Source organism: Actinotalea subterranea (genome assembly GCF_008364845.1).
Classification (GTDB): Bacteria; Actinomycetota; Actinomycetes; order Actinomycetales; family Cellulomonadaceae; genus Actinotalea; species Actinotalea subterranea.
The window spans coordinates 23,633-44,121 of the sequence record NZ_VTTP01000011.1; the positions used below are offsets into that span (position 1 = coordinate 23,633).

Here is a 20,489-nt window from a genome sequence, read left to right on the forward strand (position 1 = left end):
GGAGGGAGGACGTAAGGACCGTGATCAATCGGGTCAATGCTCGGGCGAGAGGGTGCTCTGCCTCACGACCGCGCTACCGACGGGCGCGCCGATGTCGCTCGCGATGACCGGGCACTTGACCTGGAGCATGCAGAACACCTTCGGACCCGCGTCACTCAAGGTCTCGTAGTGAGCCTGGCCCTTGGCGATGACCAGAGGGGCCCTCGTGAAGGCGTCGCGGAATCCGGCCGAGCAGGCGTCGAGAACCGTGCCGGGGGCGTCGGAGCCGTTGTCCTCGACGGTGGCACAGGCATGGAGCCCTGCCGCGTGCGCGTCCGCCCGTGTCGCGTCGTTGAGCACGGCACCGGCTTTGACGACGTAGCGCACGGGTACCGGGAGACGCTCGACGAGTACCCGGTCGAAGACCGTCTCGCCGGCGTTGTCCGCGAGGAAGAGGACGTGATCCGCGGTGGTGAGCGCCGCGCGAAGTGCCGCCATGTCGTCGATGGCGAGCGGGGCCCGGACGGCCCTGTCCACGCTCGCCTGGAGGTCAGGCACGTCGTCGTAGGCTCCGAGGTCGATGACGTTGCCAGCGATGCTCACCCGCACGGCAGCGTCCAGCGGGTCCGCGCTCTGCGCGACGAGGTCCCTGAGCCCTGGGTACAGGGCGAGCGCCGCTCTCGTGCTCGCCGCCTTGGCCTCGGCATACGGGTCGCGGTTGCCCAGCCGCGATCGCACGACTCGATGGACCGCATGAGCGATCTGCGCCGGGTTCGACTCCGGCGGCACGGTCTGCAGCAGCGCGAGCGTGTCGACGACCACCATGCGCTGCTCGTCGTCCTCAGCGCCTGCGTTCCTCGCGGCGCTGAGGGCCTGCCGCACGAAGCACGCGTAGCAGTCGAGGTAGGTGTGCACCCGATCGATGCTCCTCGGGGCGGGACGCGGGCAGCGAGCCGAAGGTCCCGATCGGCGGTCGACCTCCGGGGTGATGATGTTTTCGACATCTAGATGAGAGCGGGGACTGCGCGATGCCGCGATGTGACGGGACCGGACCACGACTCGACGCGCGAGGTGGCGACGGTGGGCGCACGTGCCACGGGGGGAACGACGCGGACGGACGTTGCGGGAGAGGCCGACGTCGGGCCGACGGCTCGCGCCGACGAGAGGCCGAGAGCGCCACGGTGTCGGGTGCGGCGTCCGGCCCCGGGCTCCCTCCGCCGTGGACCGCTCCCGCTCTGGTCGCCGTCTGTGCCGACGGCCGCGACCTGTCGGACCGCGTCCACGCGCGCTTCGGCCGCGCCGGGTTCTTCCAGCTCGTCGACCCCGAGACCATGGCCGTCACGCTGATCTCCAACGATGAGAACCGGGCCGTCGCACAGGGCGCGGGCACAGGCGCGGTGGAGCTCCTGGCCGAGCGCGGGGTGACGGCGCTGATCGCCACCCGGGTCGGGCCGAAGGCTGCGGAGGCACTCCGGTACGCCGCGATCCCCGTGTACGCGGCCGCCGACGTGACGGTCGGCGAGGCGGTGGCTGCGTTCTGCCGCGGCGGGCTCGCGCGCGTGGACGAGGTGTGAGAGGTCGTCCATGACGCCCGTCACGGTTGCGGTCGCCTCGGGCAAGGGTGGCACCGGGAAGACGCTCGTCGCCACGAACCTCGCGGCACACGTCGCACGCACGGGCCTCCGGGTCACCCTCGCCGACTGCGACGTGGAGGCGCCGAACGCGCACCTCTTCTTCGACGTGCGCGCGGCCGTCGCACCGGTGGAGATGCCTGTCCCGGAGATCGTCGGGGCCTGCCCTGCACGGTGCACGGCATGTCGTGACGCGTGTCGCTTCGGTGCGATCCGGATCCTCGGCGGCAGGCCCGTCGTGCTCCCGGACCTCTGCCACGGCTGTGGTGCGTGCACGCAGGTGTGCCCGTCAGGGGCCTTGCACGAGCGACAGGTAGCGGTCGGGAGCGTCGGTGTGGGGCGGGCTCCGGACGGGATGAGACTCGTCACCGGGCAGCTGCACGTCGGGCAGTCGAAGGCGCCCGCCGTCATCAGGGCGACCCGCGAGCACGCGCTCAGCGAGGTGTCCGACGTCGTGCTCCTCGATGCGGCACCCGGCGCCGCGTGCACTGCCGTCGCAGCGGTCCACGGGACCGACTTCCTTCTGCTCGTGACGGAACCGACGCCGTTCGGCCTGCACGACCTGACGGCGATGGTGGACCTGGCGGGGGAGCTGCGGCTGAGGGCGGGAGTCGTCCTGAACAGGGTGGGCACCGGCGAGGTGGACATCGGCGCGTACTGCCGCACGGCGGGTGTCCCGTTGCTCGCCTCTCTACCCTTCGACCGGGATGTCGCCGCCTGCTATGCGGACGGCCGGCTCCTGATCGACGGGCATCCGGCCGGCGACCGGTGGTTCGCGGACCTGTGGAGCACCCTGTGTGACCACCTGGCCACGAGCAGCGCGGGGGTGCCGGCATGAGAACGCTCGTCGTGGCCTCGGGAAAGGGTGGCACCGGGAAGACGACCATGACCGCCGTCCTCGTCCACGTCGCCGCGCCGAGCCGGCCGCTGGCCGTGGCCGACTGCGACGTCGAGGGATCCAACCTCCCCCTGGCGCTCAGCGTGGACGTCGTCTCGCGCACGGCGTTCGCCGGGAGACCGCGCGCCGTCGTCGACGAGGAGGTGTGCGCCGGCTGCGGAGTCTGCCTCGACCGCTGTCGGTTCGGCGCACTCTCGTTGTCCGACGACGGGCTTGCCGTGATCGATCCCTGGCTGTGCGAGTCCTGCGGGGCGTGCACGTGGGGATGCCCGCTCGATGCCATCAGCTTCGAGCCGCAGCAGGCCGGGGAGGTCCTGGTCGGCGAGGGTCCCGCCGGGCCGATGGTGTTCGGGCTGCTCCGGCCGGGCGAGGACCTCTCGGGGAAGCTCGTCACGAGTGTCCGGGAACGCGTCGCAGCCCTCGCGGACGAGCGAGGCGTCGGCCTGGTCATCGTCGACGGGCCGCCCGGGGTCGGGTGCCCGACGATCGCGTCGATCACCGGCGCGGACGGCGTCCTCGCCGTGAGCGAACCGACTCTCTCGGGGGAGCACGACCTACGGCGGCTCGTCTCCCTCGCGCACCAGCTCGGCGTACCGGTCAAGGTCGTGCTGAACAAGGCGGACCTGTCCGAGACCGGCGCGCAGCGGATCCGATCGGCGTGCTCCAGCCTCGGCGTCGAGCTGGTGGGCGAGCTCGACTTCGACACCGATCTCCCGCGCGCGCTCGGGGCCGTCGCGCGGGGAACCCGGCCGCCGTCGAGCCTCGACTCGTCGTCGTTCGTGCACTCGGTGCGCGCGATCTGGCCCCGGGTGGATCCTGAGCGCGCCGACTGGGCACTGCCGGACGACGGCTCGGGCTGACAGCTGACGGAGCCCATCCATGCCCGTCCTCGGTCCTCCGGGCGGGTCCATCGACAGGAGGGAAGAACCACCATGACGATGCGGCGCATCCGCACGATCGGCGACCCCGTGCTGCGCACACCGTGCGAACCGATCGCGGTGGTCGACGACCGCGTGCGCCGGCTGGTCGACGACCTCCTCGAGACCGTCGACCAGGAGGGGCGGGCCGGCTTGTCGGCCAACCAGATCGGCGTCGGACTGCGAGCCTTCTCCTGGAACATCGGTAGCGAGATCGGGTACGTGATCAACCCGCGACTCGTCGAGGTCTCGGAGGACGACCAGGACGGGCCCGAGGGCTGCTTGTCGGTACCGGGCCTGTGGTACCCGACACGCCGTGCCTTGTACGCGCGTGTCGTCGGGGCGGATCTCGACGGCAACGAGGTCGTGGTCGAGGGCGCTGGGCTGATGGGCCGCTGCCTTCAGCACGAGACCGATCATCTCGACGGGCGCCTCTACCTGGACAGGCTTGACCGGGCGACCCACGGCGAAGCGATGCGCGCGCTACGCGCCCGGCTCTGAGCACCCGTGCAGCCATGAGGCGTGCGGTCTAGGACGGGCCGGAGCCTCTGCAGGCACTGCACGTCCCGAACACCGTCAGCGCGTGGCTGACGTCCGCGAACCCGGCGCGGGTGGCGACCTCGACGGTCCATCTCTCGACCATCGGCTCACTGATCTCGGTGACACGCCCACAGCTGCGGCAGACGAGGTGATGGTGGTGACGATCGGACCCTCGGACGTAGGTGGCCTCGCCGTCGTCATGCATCAGGACGTCGACCGCGCCTGACCGGACGAGGCGTGTCAGCCACCGGTACACGGTCGCCAGCGCGATCCCGCTGCCCTGTCGGTGCAGCTGGGCGTGGATTTCCTGAGCGGTGAGGCATCGGTCGGCCTGCGCGAGGAACGTCAGGAGCGCGCGACTCTGCACCGTCTGCCGCGACTCGCGCGCTGGGGCGAGGTCAACGCGCATGCGGCCTCCCAGCGTGTCTCCAGGTCCAACGACCCAACGCCGATCTATCGATAATGACTATCATTATGGACACAGACCAACCGACGATCAAGACTGAAGGTCCCACCATGGTGACTGTGAACGGCAAGGACCGCCGCGAGGGCGCCGCCGCGCGCCCGCGGATCTCGGCGCGCGCGAGGGCAGCTCTCGGCTCAGGGGCGGTGCTGATGGTTGCCCTTGTGCCCGCCGCGTGCGGCGAGGCGGGGCAGGGCCACGGATCGAGCAGGCCCACGATCGTGGCGACGACGACCATCCTCGGTGACGTCGCAGGGCGCGTCGCCGAGTGCGGTGGTCTCGAGGTGTCGACACTGATCCCTCGCGGCGCAGATCCGCACGACTACGCCCCGTCCTCCGCGGACGTACGAGACATGGTCGAGGCCGACCTGGTCATCGCCAACGGGCTGGGCCTGGAGGAGGGCCTGGCCTCAGCGCTCCAGTCCGCACGAGACGACGGCGCCGTCGTGCTCGAGGTCGCTCCGCTCCTCGAGCCGCGGCCCCTGGGCTCCGGCGAGCACGCGGACACCGCCGAGGCCGACGCCGACGGCGGGGACGACGATGGTGACGCAGCGCTCGACCCCCACGTGTGGCTGGACGTGTCACGCATGGCTGACGCGGCCGAGATCATCGGGGCCGAGCTCGCGGCGTCGACCGGTGACGACGGTCTGGTCCGGTGCGGTGAGCAGGTCGCCGCAGAGCTCATCTCCACCGACGGCGAGGTCCGGGACGTCCTCGCGTCGATCCCCGCAGGGTCACGGGTCCTGGTGACCGATCACGACGCCTTCGGGTACTTCGCGCAGGCGTACGGCTTCGAGGTCATCGGTGTGGTGGTGCCCGGGGGGTCGACCCTGGCAGAGCCCAGCTCCGAGGAGCTCGCGACGCTTGCCGACGTCGTCCGCACCGCGGGGGTCGGTGCCATCTTCGCGAACTCGGCCCACCGCACCGTGCTCATCGAGGCGCTCTCCGCGGAGGTCGGCGACGTCGACGTCGTCGAGCTCTACGTCGGGAGCCTCGGCGCTGAGGGCTCCGGTGCCGAGGACTACGCCGGGATGATGCTCACGGACGCGCAGCTCATCGCGCGGGCCTTGGAGGGCTGAGAGACCCGTGGCCTTCGTGGACTGGTGGGTCGAGCCGTTCGCCCTCGGCTTCGAGCAACGGGCACTGCTGGGCGGGATCCTCGCCGGCCTGATGTGCTCCGTCGTCGGTACGTGGCTCGTGCTGCGCGGCATGAGCTTCTTCGGCGACGCCTTCGTCCACGGGGTCGTGCCGGGGATCGCCGCCGCGGTCGTCCTCGACCTGCCTCCGGCGCTCGGCGCTGCTCTCGCGGCGGTCGTCATGGTGGCCGGGATCGAGCTCGTCAACAGGCAGTCCCTGCTGGGAGAGGACACCGCGATCGGGCTGCTCTTCGTGGGGATGCTGGCACTCGGCGTCGCGATCATCTCGAGCGTCGACTCCTACACGGGCAGCCTGACCTCGATGCTGTTCGGCGACGCACTCGGGGTGACTCAGGAGGACCTTGTCCAGCAGGCGATCCTCGGTCTCGTCGTCCTGCTGACGTCGCTCGTGATGTACCGGCCGTTCCTCGCCCTGGCGTTCAACCGGCAGAAGGCCGCTCTGCTGGGCATGCGGCCCGGCCTCGCGCACGCCGTGCTGCTCGCGCTCATCGCGGCGGCCGTCATCGGGAGCTTCCAGGCTGTCGGGACCCTCCTCGTCTTCGGCCTGCTCATCGGCCCGCCGGCGACGGCTGTGCTCCTGGTGCGCACCGTTCCTCGGATGATGATGACGGCATCAGGGATCTCCGTGGTCTCGGTGTGGCTCGGCCTGGTGCTGAGCTACCACCTCGGGACAGCCGCGTCGGCGACGATGGCGATGGTGCCGATCGTCGGGTTCTTCATGACCCTCACGTGGGTGCGCATCCGCACGAGGCTGCGTCTCCGCAGACGCGCTTCTCACACGCCACCGCCGCGGTGGCGGCGGTCCGCTGCGGACACGTGGCCGACCGAGGCCGAGGTGGAGGAGTCGGGGGGTGCCCTCGGCCGAGCGCGGGCCCAGGACGCGACCGCCGTGCACGACGCGACGGGTGGCGTCGTCCGCGGGAGCGACGTCGTCCTGCGCTACGACGGGCACACCGCCGTGACGCGCGCCACCTTCACGGTCCCGGCCGGCAGGATCACCGCGGTGATCGGCCCGAACGGCTCGGGGAAGTCCACCCTGCTCAACGCGATGGCCGGTCTCATCCCCGTCGCTGAGGGGTCGCTGGAGACGTTGGGACAGGTACCGGCGCGAGCACGTCAGGAGATCAGCTACGTGCTCCAGTCGATGGTGGTGCCGGCGACCACGCCGATGACGGTCCGGGAGACCGTCGCCATGGGGCGGTACCCGAGCCTCGGATGGTTCCGCCGAGCGACACCTCACGACCGGGAGCGGGTTCGCGACGCCATGCGTCGCCTCGAGATCACCGATCTGGCCGGACGGCACCTCCACGAGCTCTCCGGCGGGCAGCGGCAACGCGTCTACGTCGCACAGGGCCTCGTGCAGGACCACCGCCTGCTCCTGCTCGACGAGCCGCTGACCGGGCTGGACATGGTCTCGGCCCGCACCATCGACCGCATCATCCACGACGAGCGGGCGAGTGGCGGGTCGATCGTCCTCACCACGCACGACCTCGAGGAGGCCCGAGCGGCGGACCATGTCCTCCTGATGAGTGGCCGGGTGGTCGCGTCCGGGCCGCCCGCCGCGGTCTGCTCCCCGGGGAACCTCGCCGAGGCGTTCGGCCTGGGCAGCGTGCACGGCTGGCATGGCTTCCTCGACGACCCGGCACATGATCCCCACGGTGAGCAGGCAGTGCACCACGAGCACGGTACGGGCCCGCTGACGACGCCGCGGGATGAGGTGGCGGCCGCTCGCCGGGTGCGCGCCGTACCTCGGGGCGCCGACGGGACGGGTCGAAGGTCCCGCGTTCCGCTGCGCCTGCCTAGATGTAATCGGCACGTAGATGGAGGCGAGATGAACCAGGGATGTGAAGGCCGCGGCGCCGGCTGCGGACGCCGGGGTCGACCGGTCGGTGGAGGAGCCGGGCTCCTCGACCCCGCCATCCTGGCGTCCCTGGGTCTCGTCCCCGCGCACGGGTACGACCTGCGGTCCTCGATCGAGGAGCTCACGGGCGGATTCCTGAGCGTGGACCCGGGCGGTCTCTACCGGGCCCTGCGCCGCCTCGAGGAGGACGGCCTCGTCGAGTCCGCGTGGGCGCAGGGCGATCACGGACCGCAGCGACGCATCTACCGGCTCTCGGCGGACGGCCGGGAGGCGCTCGCGCAGTGGAGCGACGGCCTCGTCGCGCGTGGGCGTGCCATCGACGGCATCCTGCGCGCGCTCTCGGAGGCGGCACCGAAGGCATAGGAGGGTTCACGGGTGGCAGTGGATTTCGTCGCGCTCGACTGGGAGACGGCCAACGGCGCGCGGGGTTCGGCGTGCGCAGTCGGTCTGGTCCGTGTCGAGGCGGGTGCGGTCGTCGACACGTGGTCGACCCTGCTGAGACCGCCCGAGTGCTTCAGCGGGTTCGACGAGAACAACACCGCGGTGCACGGCCTTCGTGCCGCCGACGTCGCCGACGCCCCTCGGTTCATCGACGTCTGGCCCACCATCGAGTCGTGGTTGCGTTCCTCGACGGTGGTGGCCCACAACGCGCCCTTCGACCTCGGCGTCGTACAGGACGCGACATGGGCTGCGGGTGCGTGCTGCCCGCGCCTGCGCGTCGGTTGCACCCTCGCGCTGGCTCGGCGCCACTACGACCTGCCCTCCTACACGCTGGACGTCGTCGCCGAGGCCGCTGGTGTCTCCCTGGCCCAGCACCATGAGGCCCTCGCCGACTCGCTGGCGGCCGCCGAGATCCTCATGCGTATCGCGGAGGAGTCCGCCGCCTCGTCGGTCGACGAGGTCTTCGACCTGCACGGGCTCGCGCTCGGCTGGTCGACCGGCCCGGACGCGGCACCGTGTCGGGTCGTGGGCCGGTCCCGATGGACGAAGGTCGTGCCCGGCACGGCTGGATGGGCCGAGTCGACGCTCTGGTGAGCCGGGCCTGCCCCTCGCGCCGGTGGACCGTGCGCCGTGCAGTGCCCGCGGCGGGGTGCCTCAGTCGGGCAGGCGGGCGCTGATCGACCGCAGACCCGCGAGGTCGACGACCACACGGTCGGGGGCCCGGACGATCCGGCCGAGCACGTGCGAGCAGCCTGCGCAGCGCAGGACGACACCAGGGGCGCGCCGGTACACGCGTGCCGCAGCGAGGACCGCGGTGCGGCCGCACCCGCCGCAGGTGCCGACGGCCGTCGTCATGTCCATCGCGAAGATCTCGAGGAGGTCGCCGGCGAGGGCGTTCCCGTCGACGTAGGCGTCGTCGACGGCGGCCTCGTCGGCGTCGGTCAGGTGCGTGGGCTCGTGGTCGGTCATGCCTGACCTCCGGTCGGGCCGAACCGCTCGGCGCGGATGCGTGCGGGGTCGTGGCCCAGGTCCACGAGGAGCGCCGTGATCGCCTCGACGAACGGTGTCGGCCCGCACACGAAGCACGTCGGGCGCGCGGACGGCGCGAACGTCGCCGCGCGGAGCACGTCGGCGTCGATCCGCCCCGGGGCGCGACCCGGCGGGGCGACCCGCGTGTGCTGCCACGTGACGGCCACGCCGCCCGCCCGCGTCGACTCGAGCGCGAGCTCCGCGGAGTAGAGGGCCGAGCCCGGGTCGCGGACCGAGCAGAGCAGTCGCATGGGAGTCCGGGCCCCGGCGCGGGCTCGTGAGCGCACCATCGCCACGAGGGGCACCAGGCCCGTCCCCCCACCGACGAGCTGGACGGGCGCGGCGTCCTCGGGCCGCCAGACGAACCACCCGCCCAGCGGCCCGCGCACCTCGACCTGGTCCCCGGCCTCCATCGCCCCGGCGAGGTAGCCGGAGACCTCTCCACCCGGGACCTCGGCCACCGTGATGCTCACGAGGTCACCGTTCGTGGCGTCCGCGATCGAGTAGGCACGCGTCGCCGTGTACCCGTCAGGCGCGGTGAGGCGGACGTCGACGTGCTGCCCGGGCAGGTGGCCGGGCCACCCCGGCACCTCGAGCACGATCGTCCGGGCGGACGCCGTCTCGGCGGTGAAGGAGCGGGCGGTCGCGGTCCGCCAGGTCAGTCGCCCCAGTAGCGCTGCTCCCGCCACGGGTCCCCCTCGTTGTGGTAGCCGGCGGTCTCCCAGAAGCCGGGCTCGTCGACCGGTGTGAGCGTCAGGCCCGTGAGCCACTTCGCGCTCTTCCACAGGTAGAGGTGGGGGACGAGCAGACGCGCAGGCCCTCCGTGCTCGGGGCTCAGCGGCTCGTCGTCGTACGTGTGCGCGACCCAGGCCTTGTGGTGCAGGAGCTCGTCCAACGGCATGTTCGTGGTGTAGCCGCCGTACGAGTGCGCGACGACATGGTCCGCGGAGGTCTCCACGTCGGCCAGGAGGGTGTCGAGCGACACCCCGCGCCAAGACGTCCCCAGCTTCGACCAGCGCGTGACGCAGTGCAGGTCGACGACCACGTCCTCCTGCGGGAGCGCGTGGAAGGCGTCCCAGTCCCAGCGGAGCTGTTCACCCGTCTCGCTGGTCACCGTGAGCTCCCAGCGGTCCGGCGGGACGTGCGGGGTGGGCCCCGCGGACAGGACGGGGAAGTCCTCGACGAGGTACTGGCCGGGTGGGAGCTCGGGCTGCTGGGCGTGCTGCCGGCCGCCGAACCCGCGCGTCACAGGTGCCATGAGCGTGTCTCCCTCACCCCGGGGTCGCGCCCGGTCCGGCGGGTGGAACGTGCCCAGTGTCGTGGCGGGTCAGCCTGTGCGACAAGGGTCAGGCCGCACCGATCTGCGCAGTGCGGTCGTCGTGGGCCGGTCGCGGGGGATCCGCCTCAGTCGGCATGCTCGCCCGGACGCCGATGCCCGGGTGTTGCCGGACCGGCAACGATGCTTGTCACAGATCGACGCCAGACCGCAGGCTCCCGCACATGGACATCTCAGAGTCGTACGACGTGGTCGTCGTGGGTGGGGGAGCGGCCGGCCTCAACGCGGCCCTCGTGCTGGGCCGGTCCCGCCGTTCGGTGCTCGTCATCGACGCCGGGGAGCCCCGCAACGCCCGTGCGGGCCACATGCACAACTACCTCGGCCGGGAGGGCACGCCGCCCGCCGAGCTGCTCCGCATAGGCCGCGCCGAGGTCGCGCGCTACGGCGTCCTGGTGCGCAGCGGCAGAGCCGTCTCGGCGGCCCGGACCGAGGCCGGGCTCGTCGTCGGGCTCGAGGACGGGACCGCCGTCGCCGCGCGCCGGCTGGTGCTCGCGACCGGCGTGGTGGATGTGCTCCCCGAGGTGCCTGGTCTCGCCGAGCGCTTCGGCCGCGACGTGCTGCACTGCCCGTACTGCCACGGGTGGGAGGTCGCCGGCCAGCCTCTCGGAGTCCTCGCGAGCGGCCCGGACTTCGTCGAGCGTGCCCTGCTGTTCCGTCAGTGGAGCGACGACGTGGTGATCTTCCTGGACGGGCAGCCCGCGCCGCCGGGAGAGGACGCCGAGCGGCTCGACGCGCGGGGCATCGGCGTCGTGACCGGCCGGGTCGCGCGGGTCGTCGTCGACGCCGACGCGATCACGGGCGTCGAGCTCGTCGGTGGAGAGGTCGTCGCCCGGTCGGCGCTCGTGGTCACGACGCAGCCGGTGGCCGACACGACGCTGCTCGACGGCGTCGGCGGCCCGGAGGCACCGGGAGTGGTCGTCGTCGGGAACGCGGCGGCCCCGCACGCAGGCGTGATCGCCGCGGCCGCGGACGGCATGATGGCCGGGACGCGCCTCAACCACGACCTGATCATGGAGGAGACGGCCTCGGCCGTCGCGGACCGGCGCAGGGCACGGCAACGCGCGAACGACGACCGCACGACCGAGCAGCGAGAGGACGTCGCCTGATGAGTCGGCACGAGCACGGAGACCAGCCCAGCGAGGCCGACGCCGCGGCGATGTTCGAGCCGTCCGGCTGGGAGGAGCGGTACTCGGGGGAGGGGCACGTCTGGAGCGGGAACCCCAACGCGCAGCTCGTCACCGAGGCGGGCCGGCTCACGCCTGGCACCGCGCTCGATGTCGGCTGCGGCGAAGGCGGCGACGTGATCTGGCTGGCGCGGCAGGGCTGGCACGTCACGGGTGCGGACTTCTCGGAGAACGGCCTGGCGCGTGCCGCGCGGCACGCGCAGGAGGCGGGGGTCGGCGACCTGGTCCGGTGGTGGCAGGTCGACGCGCGCACCTTCGCGGCAGGGGACCAGCTGTTCGACCTCGTGACCACGCACTTCTTGCACCCGCCGGACGGCGGCATGGTCGACGTCACGCGTCGGCTCGCCGGGGCCGTCGCTCCGGGCGGTCACCTGCTGGTCGTCGGGCACGCGCCCTCCTCCCAGCACACCGTGCTCACGGCCGCGCACCGGAGGGCGATGTTCGTCGCCGAGGACCTGCTGCCCGCGCTCCCCGACGGCTTCGAGGCGCTCGTCGTGGAGCAGCGACCGCGCACGATGACGCGGGACGGCGTCGAGATGGAGGTCGACGACTCGACCCTGCTCGCCCGCCGCGTCCGCTGACGCGGCGGCGGCCCCGCGACCGCGCGAGCTGAGGGAGCGCCGCAACCACCCTCACCCACGCGGGGCGGGGTCACTCCTGCGCGGGAGCTGCCTGTGCCGCCGCCCACTCACGGACGCGGCGCGCGCTCTCGTCCTCGGAAAGGTCCTCGACGCGCGTCATGATCGACCAACGCACGCCGAAGGGGTCCCGGATGCTCGCGTAGCGGTCGCCCGAGACGAACGTGCTGAGCGGCTCCCGGACGACAGCACCCGCGGCGACGGCCCTCGCGACCACGCCGTCCGCGTCGTTGCAGTACAGGCCCAGCGAGTAGCAGTCGCCCTCCGGGGCCGCCACGAGCCCGTACGCGGGGTTCGGCTCACCGACCTGGAGGCACCCGTTCCCGAGGTCCAGGCTCGCGTGCGCGACGACGCCGTCGAGCTCGGTGACGTCGACGACGCGCGCCCCGAAGACCGCCTCGTAGAAGGCGATCGCCTCGCGCGCCCGTGGCACGGTGATGAAGGGCGTGATGCTGGTCGAGCCGTGCGGGACGCCGTGCGTGGTGTGGTCGCCGTGGGCGCCTACGATGCCTGCTCCGTCGAGGTTCATGCGGGTCACGCTAGGAAGCGTCCGGCCGGGCGGGCTTGAAGATTCGCGACAGCGGGAGGTCCGATGGACGACGAGTGGCGGGGGCCCCTCTACCCGACCCGGCTGCCCACGTTCCACCGGTCCGCGCCGCCCGCCGAGGTGGCCGACCGCGTCGCGTGGTTCTGGGTCCCCGAGTGGGACGTCGCGCCAGGCCGGGTCTCCCGGCAGGAGGTGCTGCCGCTCCCCGCGCTCAACCTCGTCGTCGAGCAGGACGCTGTCAGCCTGTCGGGACCGTCCACGCGTCGCTCGTCCCGCGACCTGACGGGGCGTGGCTGGGCTGTCGGGGCGCTCCTGCGCCCCGCGGCGACGCCGCATCTCGTCGACGCCCCGGCCGCGATCAAGGACGCGACCGTGACCGTCGACGCCCCCGAGCTGCGGCGGGCCGTCGCCGCGGAGATGACGGCAGGGCACGACGGCGACCGACGACGGACGGGCGCCGTGGCAGCAGCAGCCGCCTGGATCCAGCACAACGTCCCCCCGGCGGGCGCCGAGGGCCGGCTCGCGAACCGGATCGACACGCTCGTCCGCACCGAGGCCTCGATCACCAGGGTCGACCAGGTCGCCGAGCAGCTCGGCGTGTCCACCCGCACGGTCCAGCGGCTCGCCCGCAGGTACGTGGGGCTCACGCCCCTCGCGGTGATCCGCAGGTACCGCCTCCAGGAGGCGGCCGACCGCCTTCGCGCCGGGGCCGGGGCCGGGGCGAGCATCGCCGACATCGCGGCCGAGCTCGGGTACGCCGACCACGCGCACCTGGCCGCGGCGTTCCGGGACGTCCTCGGCCTCGCACCGAGCCACTACCGGCGGGAGGTCACGACCGATCCGCCCGGGGCGGCGCGACCGGGAGGGTGACGAGGAACCGGGCACCCGAGCCGGCGCCCGCGCTCCGCGCCTCCACGCGCCCGTCGTGCGCCTCGACGAGGGCCTTGACGATGGCCAGGCCGACACCGGACCCACCGCTCGCCCTGTCGCGCGCCGAGTCGGCCCGGTAGAAGCGCTCGAAGACGTGCGGCAGGTGCTCCGCGGCGATGCCCTCCCCGGTGTCCGACACCGAGAGCACCACGGCCCCGGCACCCGCGGTGGCCCCGAGCACCACGTGCCCACCGGGCGGCGTGTGCCGCAGCGCGTTGTCCACGAGGTTGCCGAGCACCTGGGCCATGCGCTCCGGGTCGGCGAGCACCCGCGGCAGCCCCTGGGAGGCGTCCACGGTCAGCTCGACCCCCGCGGCCGCGGCGCGGTCGCACGCGGCGAGGCACGCCAGGCGCACGAGGTCCCCCGGGTCGGTCGGCCGCGGCGCGAGGGTGAGCTCGCCGCTCTCCGCCCGCGTCACGGCCGCAAGGTCCTCCGCGAGACGTGTCAGCCGCGCGCCCTGCGCCCGCAGGACCTCGAAGGTCTGCGGGCCCAGCTCGGTCACGCCGTCCTCGATGCCCTCGAGGTGCGCGGTCAGCGTCGCGACGGGCGTCCGGAGCTCGTGCGCGACGTCGGCGAGCAGGCGGCGCCGCAGGTCCTCGCTCGCCTCGAGGCGCCCCGCCATCTCGTTGAACGCCGCGACGAGCTCGGCGAGCTCCCGGCCCATCCCGGGCGGGGGGACGCGACCCGCGTAGCGACCACCCGACACCTCGCGGGCCGCCGCGGTGAGGCCCGACAACGAGGCGCCGATGCGCCGGGCTAGCACGAGGCTCACCACCAGCGCGACGATCGTCGCGACACCCAGGGCGAGCGCGAGCGCGAGCCCGCTCGCCGTCCGGAAGGCGGCCTCCGCGTGGACGACGGCCTGCTCGGCCGTGCGGATCCCGGTCACCACGAGGTGGTCGTGGAAGATCGCCGGCCCGACGGCGCCCGCGACGAGCCAGGCGGTGACGCCCGCGACGGCCAGGACGAGGGCGAGCGCCGCGAGCAGTCGCTGCGCGAGCCCGCCGCCCGCGCCGTTCACGTGCCGTCGCCGATCCGGTAGCCGACGCCACGCACGGTGCGCACGTAGCGCTGGCGCTCAGCCGTGTCGCCGAGCTTCTGCCGGACGTGCAGCACGTGGACGTCCACCAGGTGCTCGTCGCCCACCCAGCCGCTTCCCCAGACGGCCTCGATGAGGGCGGCCCGGCTCATCACGGCCCCGGGCCGGGACGCGAGTGCCGCCAGGACGTCGAACTCGGTGCGCGTCAGGTGGACGAGGGCGCCGCTCACGCGTGCCTCCCGCGCCGCGACGTCGAGCGTGAGGTCACCGGCCACGAGGACGACGCCGGGTGTCGGCGTCGGGCCGGAGGTGCTCACGCGGGGCCGCCGCAGCATCGCCCGGATGCGGGCCACGAGCTCACGCGGGCTGAACGGCTTGGTCAGGTAGTCGTCGGCCCCGACCGAGAGGCCCACGAGGGTGTCGACCTCGTCCGCGCGAGCCGTGAGCATCACGACGTAACAGTCCGAGAACGTGCGCAGGCGCCGGCAGACCTCGATGCCGTCGGTCCCCGGCAGGCCCAGGTCCAGGACGACGACGTCCGGGTCGCGGGTGCGTGCGCGGTCCAGCGCGTCCGACCCGTCGTGCGCCACCTCGACCTCGAACCCCTCGCGCTCCAGGTAGCCCGTCACGACGGCCGCGAGTGCGGGCTCGTCGTCCACTACGAGCGCTCGGAGAGGGTCCGTGCGGGGCGCTGCGGTCATCGGACCATCCTCCCGGTCCTGCGGTGGGCCATCAGGTCGTGGGAAGGATGTCCGGCTCCTCGACGACCGTGATCGACCCCCAGTACATGCCCATCGCGCACGAGTAGCGCAGGGTGCCGACCTCCGACGGGGTGAACGTCAGCACGTTCGTCCCCGGCTCGAGCACCATCGGCTCGATGCCCAGGTCGGGTGCGTACAGGGACGCGGCACAGCTGACCGCCACGGAGTCGATCTCCCAGCGCACCTCGCGGCCGGCGTACACGGTCGCCGACGCGGGCTCGTAGCCGCTCGCGACCTGACGGGTCCTCAGCACCTGCACGTCGCCGTCGAGCGTGACGTCGACCTCACCGGTGCCGGCCGTGGGACCTGAGGCCGCGGCGGGCGCCACGAGTCCGGGAGCGAGGACCCCCAGAGCCCCGGACACGTTGATCGCCGCGAAGGCGAGGACGGCCACGCCGGCGAGGCGGAAGAAGGGTGCCGCGCGCGGGCCACGTGCGGCAGCGGTGAGCCCGCCGAGGCCGAGGAGGCCGGGCGCGGTGCCCAGGGCGAACACGCTCATGACCAGTCCCGCGCGCAGGGGGCTCCCGGTCGACATGGCGTACACCTGGACGGCCTGGGTGAAGCCGCACGGCAGCAGGAACGTGCCCGCACCCAGCAGCGCGGCTCTGCCGTCGCTGTACGGACCGTCGGCCCGGTCCAGGCGCAGGGTGGAGGCGAGCCCCGCGGGCAACGTGAGGGTCCCGCCCCGGGACAGCCGCGGAGAGACGCCTGTGAGCTTGATCCCGACAGCGGCCATCACGAGCGAGACCAGGACCATGACGACCGCGAGCGTGCGCCCGGTGAGGGTGAACGCCGAGCCGAGCAGTCCGACGAGCGCACCCAGGAGCCCGAACCCGACGATCCTGCCGGCGTTGAACGCGAGCTGTGGCCGCAGGCGCTGGGCAGCCGTCTCCTGCGGGTGCGTCTCCGCGTGCCGCGCGGAGATCGCCAGCACGAGACCGCCGACCAGGGCCATGCACGTCGAGAGACCCGCCGCGACGCCGAGGACGGCGACCATGCCGAGGCTGCCCGACGACGCCAGGCCCCCCACCTGGTCGGCGACCTGTGTGAGCCCCGTGACCTCCAGGGTGAGCGCGACCGCGCCGAGCAGCGCGACGCCGACGGCCACGTCACGCCACACCGTGCGGTCGGATGCGAGCCATGCCGCGTCGTCGGGTCCCGGCTCGTAGCCCGCCGCGCGGATCGCGGCGTCCAGCCGTCCGCGGGGCACCGGTGCGGCTGTGCGTACCCGCGCGCCCCCCCGCCGGACCGAGACCTTGACGCCCTCGACGCCCGGGACCCGGCGCAGGTGCTTGGCGACGCGCACCTCGCACGCCTGGCAGGTCATGCCCCGGACGGGCACGTCGATCACCGGCATCGGGGGCTCCTCGGTGCTCGTGGCCGCCCGTGGCCGGGCCGTGGCTCGTCGGCGCGGGTGCAGCCGACGTCCGAAGGTAACCGGGGGGCGGAGCGCTGGGCACGGGCCGGAGGGCCCGCGGGCCCGATCTTCAGCAACTCTTCATGGACGGCGGACCGCGGTCACGCGAGCGCGGCGCTCACACCGGTGGGTACGGCGCGGCCTTGAGCAGACGCGCGAGGTGCGCCGCGTTGGACGCGGCGGTGGCCGTCGTCGTCGCGACCTTCTCCGGGATCCCCTCGAGGTCCTTGTAGTCGACGCTGCCCATGGCCTCGCCCACCCAGTAGGTGACGGCGCCCGCGGGCAGGGTGAAGCCGACGTCGTCGAGCGCCTGGAACACCTCCGCGCTCACGTGGTGCGCGCCGTCCTCGTTGCCGACCACCGCCACGAGCGCGACCTTGCCCCAGGTCAGCATGCGGCCTTCGTCGTCGGTCTCTGACAGCTCGGCGTCCAGGCGTTCGAGGGCCCGCTTGGTCACGCTGGACGGCTGCCCCATCCAGATCGGGGTCGCGACCACGAGGATGTCCGCGGCAAGGACCCGCGCCCTGAGCGCGGGCCAGGCGTCACCCGCGCCCATGTCGACCTCGACGCCGGGTCGGATGTCGTGATCCGTCAGACGCACGACGTCACCGGTGACCCCGTGGTGCCCGAGCGCCTCGAGCACCTGCCGCCCGAGCACCTCGCTGCTGGACGGTTGGGACGACGGCTTGAGCGAGCCCACGAGCACGACGGCGGACAGGTTCTCGGCTGTCTCCATGCCCGCATCCTCGGCAGCCGTGGTGCGACCCGCAACTGCTCGCCCGGCTCAGCGGCGGGCTGCCCGGAGCCGGGCGAGCAGGAGGTAGAGCTCGCAGCCGAGGCAGAAGCCGAAGGCCGCGTTGAGGAAGGCCGCCGCCAGGGCGATCGCGGCGGCGACGGGGACGGCCCCCTCGAGCCCGGTGAGCCCGAGCGCGACCCCCGAGCCCGTGACGACGAGGCCGACGAGCTGTGCGAAGCGCGGGGGAGCCGGGGCCTCGAGCTCGCGCGGCGGGGCGAGCCTGGGCCTGACGAGCGCCCGGAACAGCAGACCCTGGACGGAGCCCTGGGCGCCGCGCGCCGTACCGACGAGGAACAGGGCCGCGCTCACCCCGAGCAGCAGGAGCGCGGCCGGCTGGGTGCCGAGCAGGAGCGTCGCCGCGAGGAGCGTCGCGCTGATCGCCGCGCCGAAGCGTGGGCCACGGGGGTCGATGCCCGCGGCCGGTGTCGCGAGCGACGGCCCGGACGGCCTCGGTGTGACGGCGGTCGTCAGGGGGTCGGAGGAGGAGAGGGGCATGTCAGATCCTTGTCGGGTCGGGCGAGCCGGGGAGTGTCGCGAGGCCCGCGAGCGCGGCCCGGGCCTGGCCGGCGCTGAGCGGGCCCGACGTGCGCGTACGGACCGCGCGGTCGACGTCGAGCAGGAGGACGGTGGGCGTGCGCAGGATCCCGAGGGAGCGCACGACGTCGGGGTGCTCGTCGGCGTCGAGCTCCACGAGACCCACGGGCTCGGCCGCGGTCACCGACTCGAGGACGCGACGCGCCTGCGGGCACGTGCTGCAGGTCGCGGACGAGACGAGCACGAACGTGGGGACGTCGGCGGGTGGGACCAGGGCGAGGAGGGCCTCGGCCGCGGCGCCGGCCCGCGGCCCCACGTCCCGCACGGTGCGCACACGACCTGCGTGGGCCTGCAGGAGGAACCAGGCGGCCGTGGCCCCCGCGAGGACCGCGACGAGGATGAGGAGCTGCTGGGGCATGGGTGTCTCTCGGTCGTCCCCGTCATGGGGGCCTTGTGGTCGGCTGGCTGGGGGCGTCGAACGACGTCAGACCCGACACAGGCAGCCGGCGGTCCGCAGCAGGTCCACGTGGACGCGGCGCACCAGGACCAGAGGCATGGCGGCACTGTACGTCCAGGGGCCGCCCGCGCACAGGCGGTGTCCGCATCGCAGTCGGCCGTCCGGGAGGCACTGCGCCGGACGTCCCGCGCAGGAAGATCGGTTCACGGCAGGATGGACCCATGCCGATCGCCGCTGAGCAGCCCTGGGTCAAGAACTACCAGCCCGGGGTCCCCGCCCGGATCGAGATCCCCACGGAGTCGCTCGTGGCGATGGTCGAGCACTCCGTGGCCGAGGCGGGCAGCAGCCCGGCGATGGAGTTCTTCGGACGACGCACGACGTACGCCGAGCTCGGCGACCAGATCTCGCGCGCAGCGGAGGGCCTGCGCCGGCTCGGCGTCCGCGCGGGCGACCGGGTCGCGCTGATCCTGCCGAACTGCCCGCAGCACGTCGTGGCGTTCTACGCGGTGCTGCGCCTCGGCGCCGTCGTCGTCGAGCACAACCCGCTCTACACGTCGCGCGAGCTGCGCCACCAGTTCGAGGACCACCAGGCGCGCGTCGTCATCGCCTGGGACAAGGCGGTCGCGGCGGTGCGCTCGTTCCCGGGCGACATCGAGATCGACCACGTGGTGTCCGTCAACCTGCTGACCGCGTTCCCGGCCGCCAAGAGGCTCGCGCTGAGGCTCCCGCTGCCCTCCGTCCGCGCATCGCGTGACGCGCTGACGGCGCCTGCGCCCGGCGCCACGCCGTGGGAGGCGCTCCTCGGCCACGGTCCGATCGCGGAGGACCACCCCCGCCCGGGGGTCGACGACCTCGCGGCCATCCAGTACACGTCCGGCACCACGGGCCGGCCCAAGGGCGCGATGCTCACCCACCTCAACCTCTACGCGAACGCCCTGCAGGGCGAGGCATGGATGCACGGCGCGGAGTACCGCAAGGAGATCTTCTACGCGATCCTGCCGATGTTCCACGCGTTCGGGATGACGCTCTACCTGACGTACGGCGTCCGCAAGCAGGCCCTGCTCGTGCTGTTCCCGAAGTTCGACCCGGGCCTGATCCTCGCCGCGATGAAGAAGTCGCCCGCGACCGTGTACTGCGCCGTCCCGCCCATCTACGAGCGCACCGCGATGGCCGCACGCGAGAAGGGCGTCTCGCTGCGCTCGTGCCGGTTCTGCATCTCCGGGGCGATGAACCTGCCCGACCACGTGGTCGAGCTCTGGGAGTCCATGTCCGGCGGTCTGCTCGTCGAGGGCTACGGCATGACGGAGTCCTCGCCCGTCGCGCTCGGCAACCCGTTCCACCCCAGCCGCCGCACCGGGACCATCGGGGTGCCGTTCCCCTCCACCCTCATGAAGGTCGTGGACCAGGACGACCCGACGCGCGAGGTCGCGCAGGGTGAGCCCGGCGAGCTCCTGCTCCAGGGCCCGCAGGTGTTCCAGGGCTACTGGAACAACCCGGAGGAGACCGCGAAGACCCTGCTGCCCGACGGGTGGCTGCGCACGGGCGACATCGTCACGGTCGACGAGGACGGGTTCACCACGATCGTCGACCGGGCGAAGGAGCTCATCATCACCGGCGGGTTCAACGTCTCGCCCTCCGAGGTGGAGGCGGTGCTCCGCCTGCACGCGGACGTGGTCGACGCCGCCGTCGTGGGCAAGCCGCTCGAGCGTGGCGGCGAGATGGTGGTGGCGGCCGTCGAGCTCGAGGCCGGTGCCGTGCTGGACGAGGCCGCCCTACGGGCGCACTGCCGCGACCACCTCGCCGCGTACAAGGTTCCCCGCCGGGTCGTCCAGATCGAGGACACGCCGCGCTCGATGCTCGGCAAGGTGCTGCGCAAGGAGGTCCGCGAGCGGGTGCTGCCGCTCGTGTGACCGGCGCACGTGCCTTCGGTCGCG

The 20,489-nt window shown here is 73.1% G+C and carries 24 protein-coding genes; 11 read left to right on the forward strand and 13 right to left on the reverse strand.

The annotated features are described in order from the left end of the window. Nucleotides 1-33: 33 nt before the first annotated feature. Nucleotides 34-894, reverse strand: coding sequence for a damage-control phosphatase ARMT1 family protein (locus FZ988_RS15510; protein WP_149204943.1), 861 nt, complete (start codon nucleotides 892-894; stop codon nucleotides 34-36). Between the two features lie 266 nt (nucleotides 895-1,160). Between FZ988_RS15510 and FZ988_RS15515 the strand changes: the two genes are divergently transcribed. The 4 genes from FZ988_RS15515 (at nucleotide 1,161) to def (ending at nucleotide 3,926) form a co-directional block, all read left to right on the forward strand. Further along, nucleotides 1,161-1,553, forward strand: a complete 393-nt coding sequence (locus tag FZ988_RS15515; RefSeq protein WP_188079131.1) for a NifB/NifX family molybdenum-iron cluster-binding protein — start codon at nucleotides 1,161-1,163, stop codon at nucleotides 1,551-1,553. 10 nt (nucleotides 1,554-1,563) lie between these two features. Then, on the forward strand, nucleotides 1,564-2,448 hold the full coding sequence (locus tag FZ988_RS15520; protein WP_149204945.1) for a nucleotide-binding protein: 885 nt from the start codon (nucleotides 1,564-1,566) through the stop codon (nucleotides 2,446-2,448). Further along, nucleotides 2,445-3,368 carry a nucleotide-binding protein gene (locus FZ988_RS15525; RefSeq protein ID WP_149204946.1) on the forward strand — a complete coding sequence of 308 codons (924 nt, stop codon included), beginning with the start codon at nucleotides 2,445-2,447 and terminating at the stop codon, nucleotides 3,366-3,368. The genes FZ988_RS15520 and FZ988_RS15525 overlap by 4 nt, the downstream gene beginning before the upstream one ends. 72 nt (nucleotides 3,369-3,440) lie before the next feature. Further along, nucleotides 3,441-3,926, forward strand: a complete 486-nt coding sequence (gene def, locus FZ988_RS15530; protein ID WP_149204947.1) for a peptide deformylase — start codon at nucleotides 3,441-3,443, stop codon at nucleotides 3,924-3,926. A gap of 28 nt (nucleotides 3,927-3,954) precedes the next feature. Here the strand turns inward: def and FZ988_RS19245 are convergent, their stop codons facing one another. After that, nucleotides 3,955-4,374: a Fur family transcriptional regulator gene (locus tag FZ988_RS19245; protein WP_149204948.1), complete on the reverse strand. Its 420-nt coding sequence runs from the start codon at nucleotides 4,372-4,374 to the stop codon at nucleotides 3,955-3,957. A 107-nt stretch (nucleotides 4,375-4,481) separates the two neighbouring features. Between FZ988_RS19245 and FZ988_RS15540 the strand changes: the two genes are divergently transcribed. From FZ988_RS15540 to FZ988_RS15550, 3 genes are read left to right on the forward strand one after another with little or no spacing between them, the layout of a single operon-like run. Then, nucleotides 4,482-5,507, forward strand: coding sequence for a metal ABC transporter substrate-binding protein (locus tag FZ988_RS15540; RefSeq protein WP_188079132.1), 1,026 nt, complete (start codon nucleotides 4,482-4,484; stop codon nucleotides 5,505-5,507). A 7-nt stretch (nucleotides 5,508-5,514) separates the two neighbouring features. Further along, nucleotides 5,515-7,809, forward strand: a complete 2,295-nt coding sequence (locus FZ988_RS15545; RefSeq protein WP_149204950.1) for a metal ABC transporter permease — start codon at nucleotides 5,515-5,517, stop codon at nucleotides 7,807-7,809. A gap of 12 nt (nucleotides 7,810-7,821) precedes the next feature. Further along, complete coding sequence (locus FZ988_RS15550; RefSeq protein WP_149204951.1) at nucleotides 7,822-8,481, forward strand: 3'-5' exonuclease; 660 nt, start codon at nucleotides 7,822-7,824, stop codon at nucleotides 8,479-8,481. Between the two features lie 60 nt (nucleotides 8,482-8,541). On the opposite strand, the gene FZ988_RS15555 is transcribed toward FZ988_RS15550, so the two are convergent. The 3 genes from FZ988_RS15555 to FZ988_RS15565 are packed head-to-tail and all read right to left on the reverse strand — an operon-like array spanning nucleotide 8,542 to nucleotide 10,174. Further along, nucleotides 8,542-8,856: a DUF6510 family protein gene (locus FZ988_RS15555; protein WP_149204952.1), complete on the reverse strand. Its 315-nt coding sequence runs from the start codon at nucleotides 8,854-8,856 to the stop codon at nucleotides 8,542-8,544. Then, entirely contained in the window at nucleotides 8,853-9,605 is a 753-nt protein-coding gene (locus FZ988_RS15560; RefSeq protein ID WP_149204953.1) for an FAD-binding oxidoreductase, read from the reverse strand. The genes FZ988_RS15555 and FZ988_RS15560 overlap by 4 nt, the downstream gene beginning before the upstream one ends. Then, nucleotides 9,575-10,174: a sulfite oxidase-like oxidoreductase gene (locus FZ988_RS15565; RefSeq protein ID WP_149204954.1), complete on the reverse strand. Its 600-nt coding sequence runs from the start codon at nucleotides 10,172-10,174 to the stop codon at nucleotides 9,575-9,577. The genes FZ988_RS15560 and FZ988_RS15565 overlap by 31 nt, the downstream gene beginning before the upstream one ends. A 242-nt stretch (nucleotides 10,175-10,416) precedes the next feature. Between FZ988_RS15565 and FZ988_RS15570 the strand changes: the two genes are divergently transcribed. Together FZ988_RS15570 and FZ988_RS15575 are read left to right on the forward strand one after the other, a co-directional pair. Beyond that, nucleotides 10,417-11,358 carry an NAD(P)/FAD-dependent oxidoreductase gene (locus FZ988_RS15570; protein WP_188079133.1) on the forward strand — a complete coding sequence of 314 codons (942 nt, stop codon included), beginning with the start codon at nucleotides 10,417-10,419 and terminating at the stop codon, nucleotides 11,356-11,358. Next, a complete protein-coding gene (locus FZ988_RS15575) occupies nucleotides 11,358-12,017 on the forward strand; it encodes a class I SAM-dependent methyltransferase (protein ID WP_188079134.1) in 660 nt (219 codons plus the stop codon). Before FZ988_RS15570 ends, FZ988_RS15575 begins: the two co-directional genes overlap by 1 nt. Nucleotides 12,018-12,087: 70 nt before the next feature. Here FZ988_RS15575 and FZ988_RS15580 read toward each other — a convergent pair whose 3' ends face one another. After that, entirely contained in the window at nucleotides 12,088-12,603 is a 516-nt protein-coding gene (locus FZ988_RS15580) for a VOC family protein (RefSeq protein ID WP_149204955.1), read from the reverse strand. A gap of 63 nt (nucleotides 12,604-12,666) precedes the next feature. On the opposite strand from FZ988_RS15580, the gene FZ988_RS15585 reads away from it, so the two are divergent. Then, nucleotides 12,667-13,491: a helix-turn-helix transcriptional regulator gene (locus tag FZ988_RS15585; RefSeq protein WP_149204956.1), complete on the forward strand. Its 825-nt coding sequence runs from the start codon at nucleotides 12,667-12,669 to the stop codon at nucleotides 13,489-13,491. Here FZ988_RS15585 and FZ988_RS15590 read toward each other — a convergent pair. The 7 genes from FZ988_RS15590 to FZ988_RS19250 all read right to left on the reverse strand — a co-directional run bounded on the left by FZ988_RS15590 (nucleotide 13,451) and on the right by FZ988_RS19250 (nucleotide 18,654). Continuing rightward, nucleotides 13,451-14,572 carry a sensor histidine kinase gene (locus FZ988_RS15590; protein WP_149204957.1) on the reverse strand — a complete coding sequence of 374 codons (1,122 nt, stop codon included), beginning with the start codon at nucleotides 14,570-14,572 and terminating at the stop codon, nucleotides 13,451-13,453. The genes FZ988_RS15585 and FZ988_RS15590 overlap by 41 nt on opposite strands. Continuing rightward, nucleotides 14,569-15,291, reverse strand: coding sequence for a response regulator transcription factor (locus tag FZ988_RS15595; RefSeq protein WP_149204958.1), 723 nt, complete (start codon nucleotides 15,289-15,291; stop codon nucleotides 14,569-14,571). The genes FZ988_RS15590 and FZ988_RS15595 overlap by 4 nt, the downstream gene beginning before the upstream one ends. A gap of 31 nt (nucleotides 15,292-15,322) precedes the next feature. After that, nucleotides 15,323-16,708: an urease accessory protein UreH domain-containing protein gene (locus FZ988_RS15600; protein WP_149204959.1), complete on the reverse strand. Its 1,386-nt coding sequence runs from the start codon at nucleotides 16,706-16,708 to the stop codon at nucleotides 15,323-15,325. 178 nt (nucleotides 16,709-16,886) lie between these two features. After that, nucleotides 16,887-17,504 carry a flavodoxin family protein gene (locus tag FZ988_RS15605; RefSeq protein ID WP_149204960.1) on the reverse strand — a complete coding sequence of 206 codons (618 nt, stop codon included), beginning with the start codon at nucleotides 17,502-17,504 and terminating at the stop codon, nucleotides 16,887-16,889. A gap of 48 nt (nucleotides 17,505-17,552) precedes the next feature. Further along, nucleotides 17,553-18,059 carry a DUF4395 domain-containing protein gene (locus FZ988_RS15610; RefSeq protein ID WP_149204961.1) on the reverse strand — a complete coding sequence of 169 codons (507 nt, stop codon included), beginning with the start codon at nucleotides 18,057-18,059 and terminating at the stop codon, nucleotides 17,553-17,555. 1 nt (nucleotide 18,060) lies between these two features. Next, the gene (locus FZ988_RS15615; RefSeq protein WP_149204962.1) at nucleotides 18,061-18,516 is read right to left on the reverse strand and encodes a thioredoxin family protein; all 456 of its coding nucleotides are present in this window, start codon (nucleotides 18,514-18,516) and stop codon (nucleotides 18,061-18,063) included. A 66-nt stretch (nucleotides 18,517-18,582) separates the two neighbouring features. Further along, nucleotides 18,583-18,654 carry a putative leader peptide gene (locus FZ988_RS19250; protein WP_425457998.1) on the reverse strand — a complete coding sequence of 24 codons (72 nt, stop codon included), beginning with the start codon at nucleotides 18,652-18,654 and terminating at the stop codon, nucleotides 18,583-18,585. A gap of 122 nt (nucleotides 18,655-18,776) precedes the next feature. Here FZ988_RS19250 and FZ988_RS15620 point away from each other — a divergent pair, with 122 nt between their 5' ends. After that, nucleotides 18,777-20,465, forward strand: a complete 1,689-nt coding sequence (locus tag FZ988_RS15620; RefSeq protein ID WP_149204963.1) for a long-chain-fatty-acid--CoA ligase — start codon at nucleotides 18,777-18,779, stop codon at nucleotides 20,463-20,465. Nucleotides 20,466-20,489: the final 24 nt, after the last annotated feature.

Coding starts and splice junctions, on each gene's coding strand:
- FZ988_RS15520 (WP_149204945.1), top strand. CDS start 1,564: ATGACGCCCGTCACGGTTGCGGTCGCCTCGGGCAAGGGTGGCACCGGG.
- FZ988_RS15525 (WP_149204946.1), top strand. CDS start 2,445: ATGAGAACGCTCGTCGTGGCCTCGGGAAAGGGTGGCACCGGGAAGACG.
- def (WP_149204947.1), top strand. CDS start 3,441: ATGACGATGCGGCGCATCCGCACGATCGGCGACCCCGTGCTGCGCACA.
- FZ988_RS19245 (WP_149204948.1), bottom strand. CDS start 4,374: ATGCGCGTTGACCTCGCCCCAGCGCGCGAGTCGCGGCAGACGGTGCAG.
- FZ988_RS15540 (WP_188079132.1), top strand. CDS start 4,482: ATGGTGACTGTGAACGGCAAGGACCGCCGCGAGGGCGCCGCCGCGCGC.
- FZ988_RS15555 (WP_149204952.1), bottom strand. CDS start 8,856: ATGACCGACCACGAGCCCACGCACCTGACCGACGCCGACGAGGCCGCC.
- FZ988_RS15565 (WP_149204954.1), bottom strand. CDS start 10,174: ATGGCACCTGTGACGCGCGGGTTCGGCGGCCGGCAGCACGCCCAGCAG.
- FZ988_RS15570 (WP_188079133.1), top strand. CDS start 10,417: ATGGACATCTCAGAGTCGTACGACGTGGTCGTCGTGGGTGGGGGAGCG.
- FZ988_RS15575 (WP_188079134.1), top strand. CDS start 11,358: ATGAGTCGGCACGAGCACGGAGACCAGCCCAGCGAGGCCGACGCCGCG.
- FZ988_RS15580 (WP_149204955.1), bottom strand. CDS start 12,603: ATGAACCTCGACGGAGCAGGCATCGTAGGCGCCCACGGCGACCACACC.
- FZ988_RS15585 (WP_149204956.1), top strand. CDS start 12,667: ATGGACGACGAGTGGCGGGGGCCCCTCTACCCGACCCGGCTGCCCACG.
- FZ988_RS15595 (WP_149204958.1), bottom strand. CDS start 15,291: ATGACCGCAGCGCCCCGCACGGACCCTCTCCGAGCGCTCGTAGTGGAC.
- FZ988_RS15600 (WP_149204959.1), bottom strand. CDS start 16,708: ATGCCGGTGATCGACGTGCCCGTCCGGGGCATGACCTGCCAGGCGTGC.
- FZ988_RS15605 (WP_149204960.1), bottom strand. CDS start 17,504: ATGGAGACAGCCGAGAACCTGTCCGCCGTCGTGCTCGTGGGCTCGCTC.
- FZ988_RS15610 (WP_149204961.1), bottom strand. CDS start 18,059: ATGCCCCTCTCCTCCTCCGACCCCCTGACGACCGCCGTCACACCGAGG.
- FZ988_RS15615 (WP_149204962.1), bottom strand. CDS start 18,516: ATGCCCCAGCAGCTCCTCATCCTCGTCGCGGTCCTCGCGGGGGCCACG.
- FZ988_RS15620 (WP_149204963.1), top strand. CDS start 18,777: ATGCCGATCGCCGCTGAGCAGCCCTGGGTCAAGAACTACCAGCCCGGG.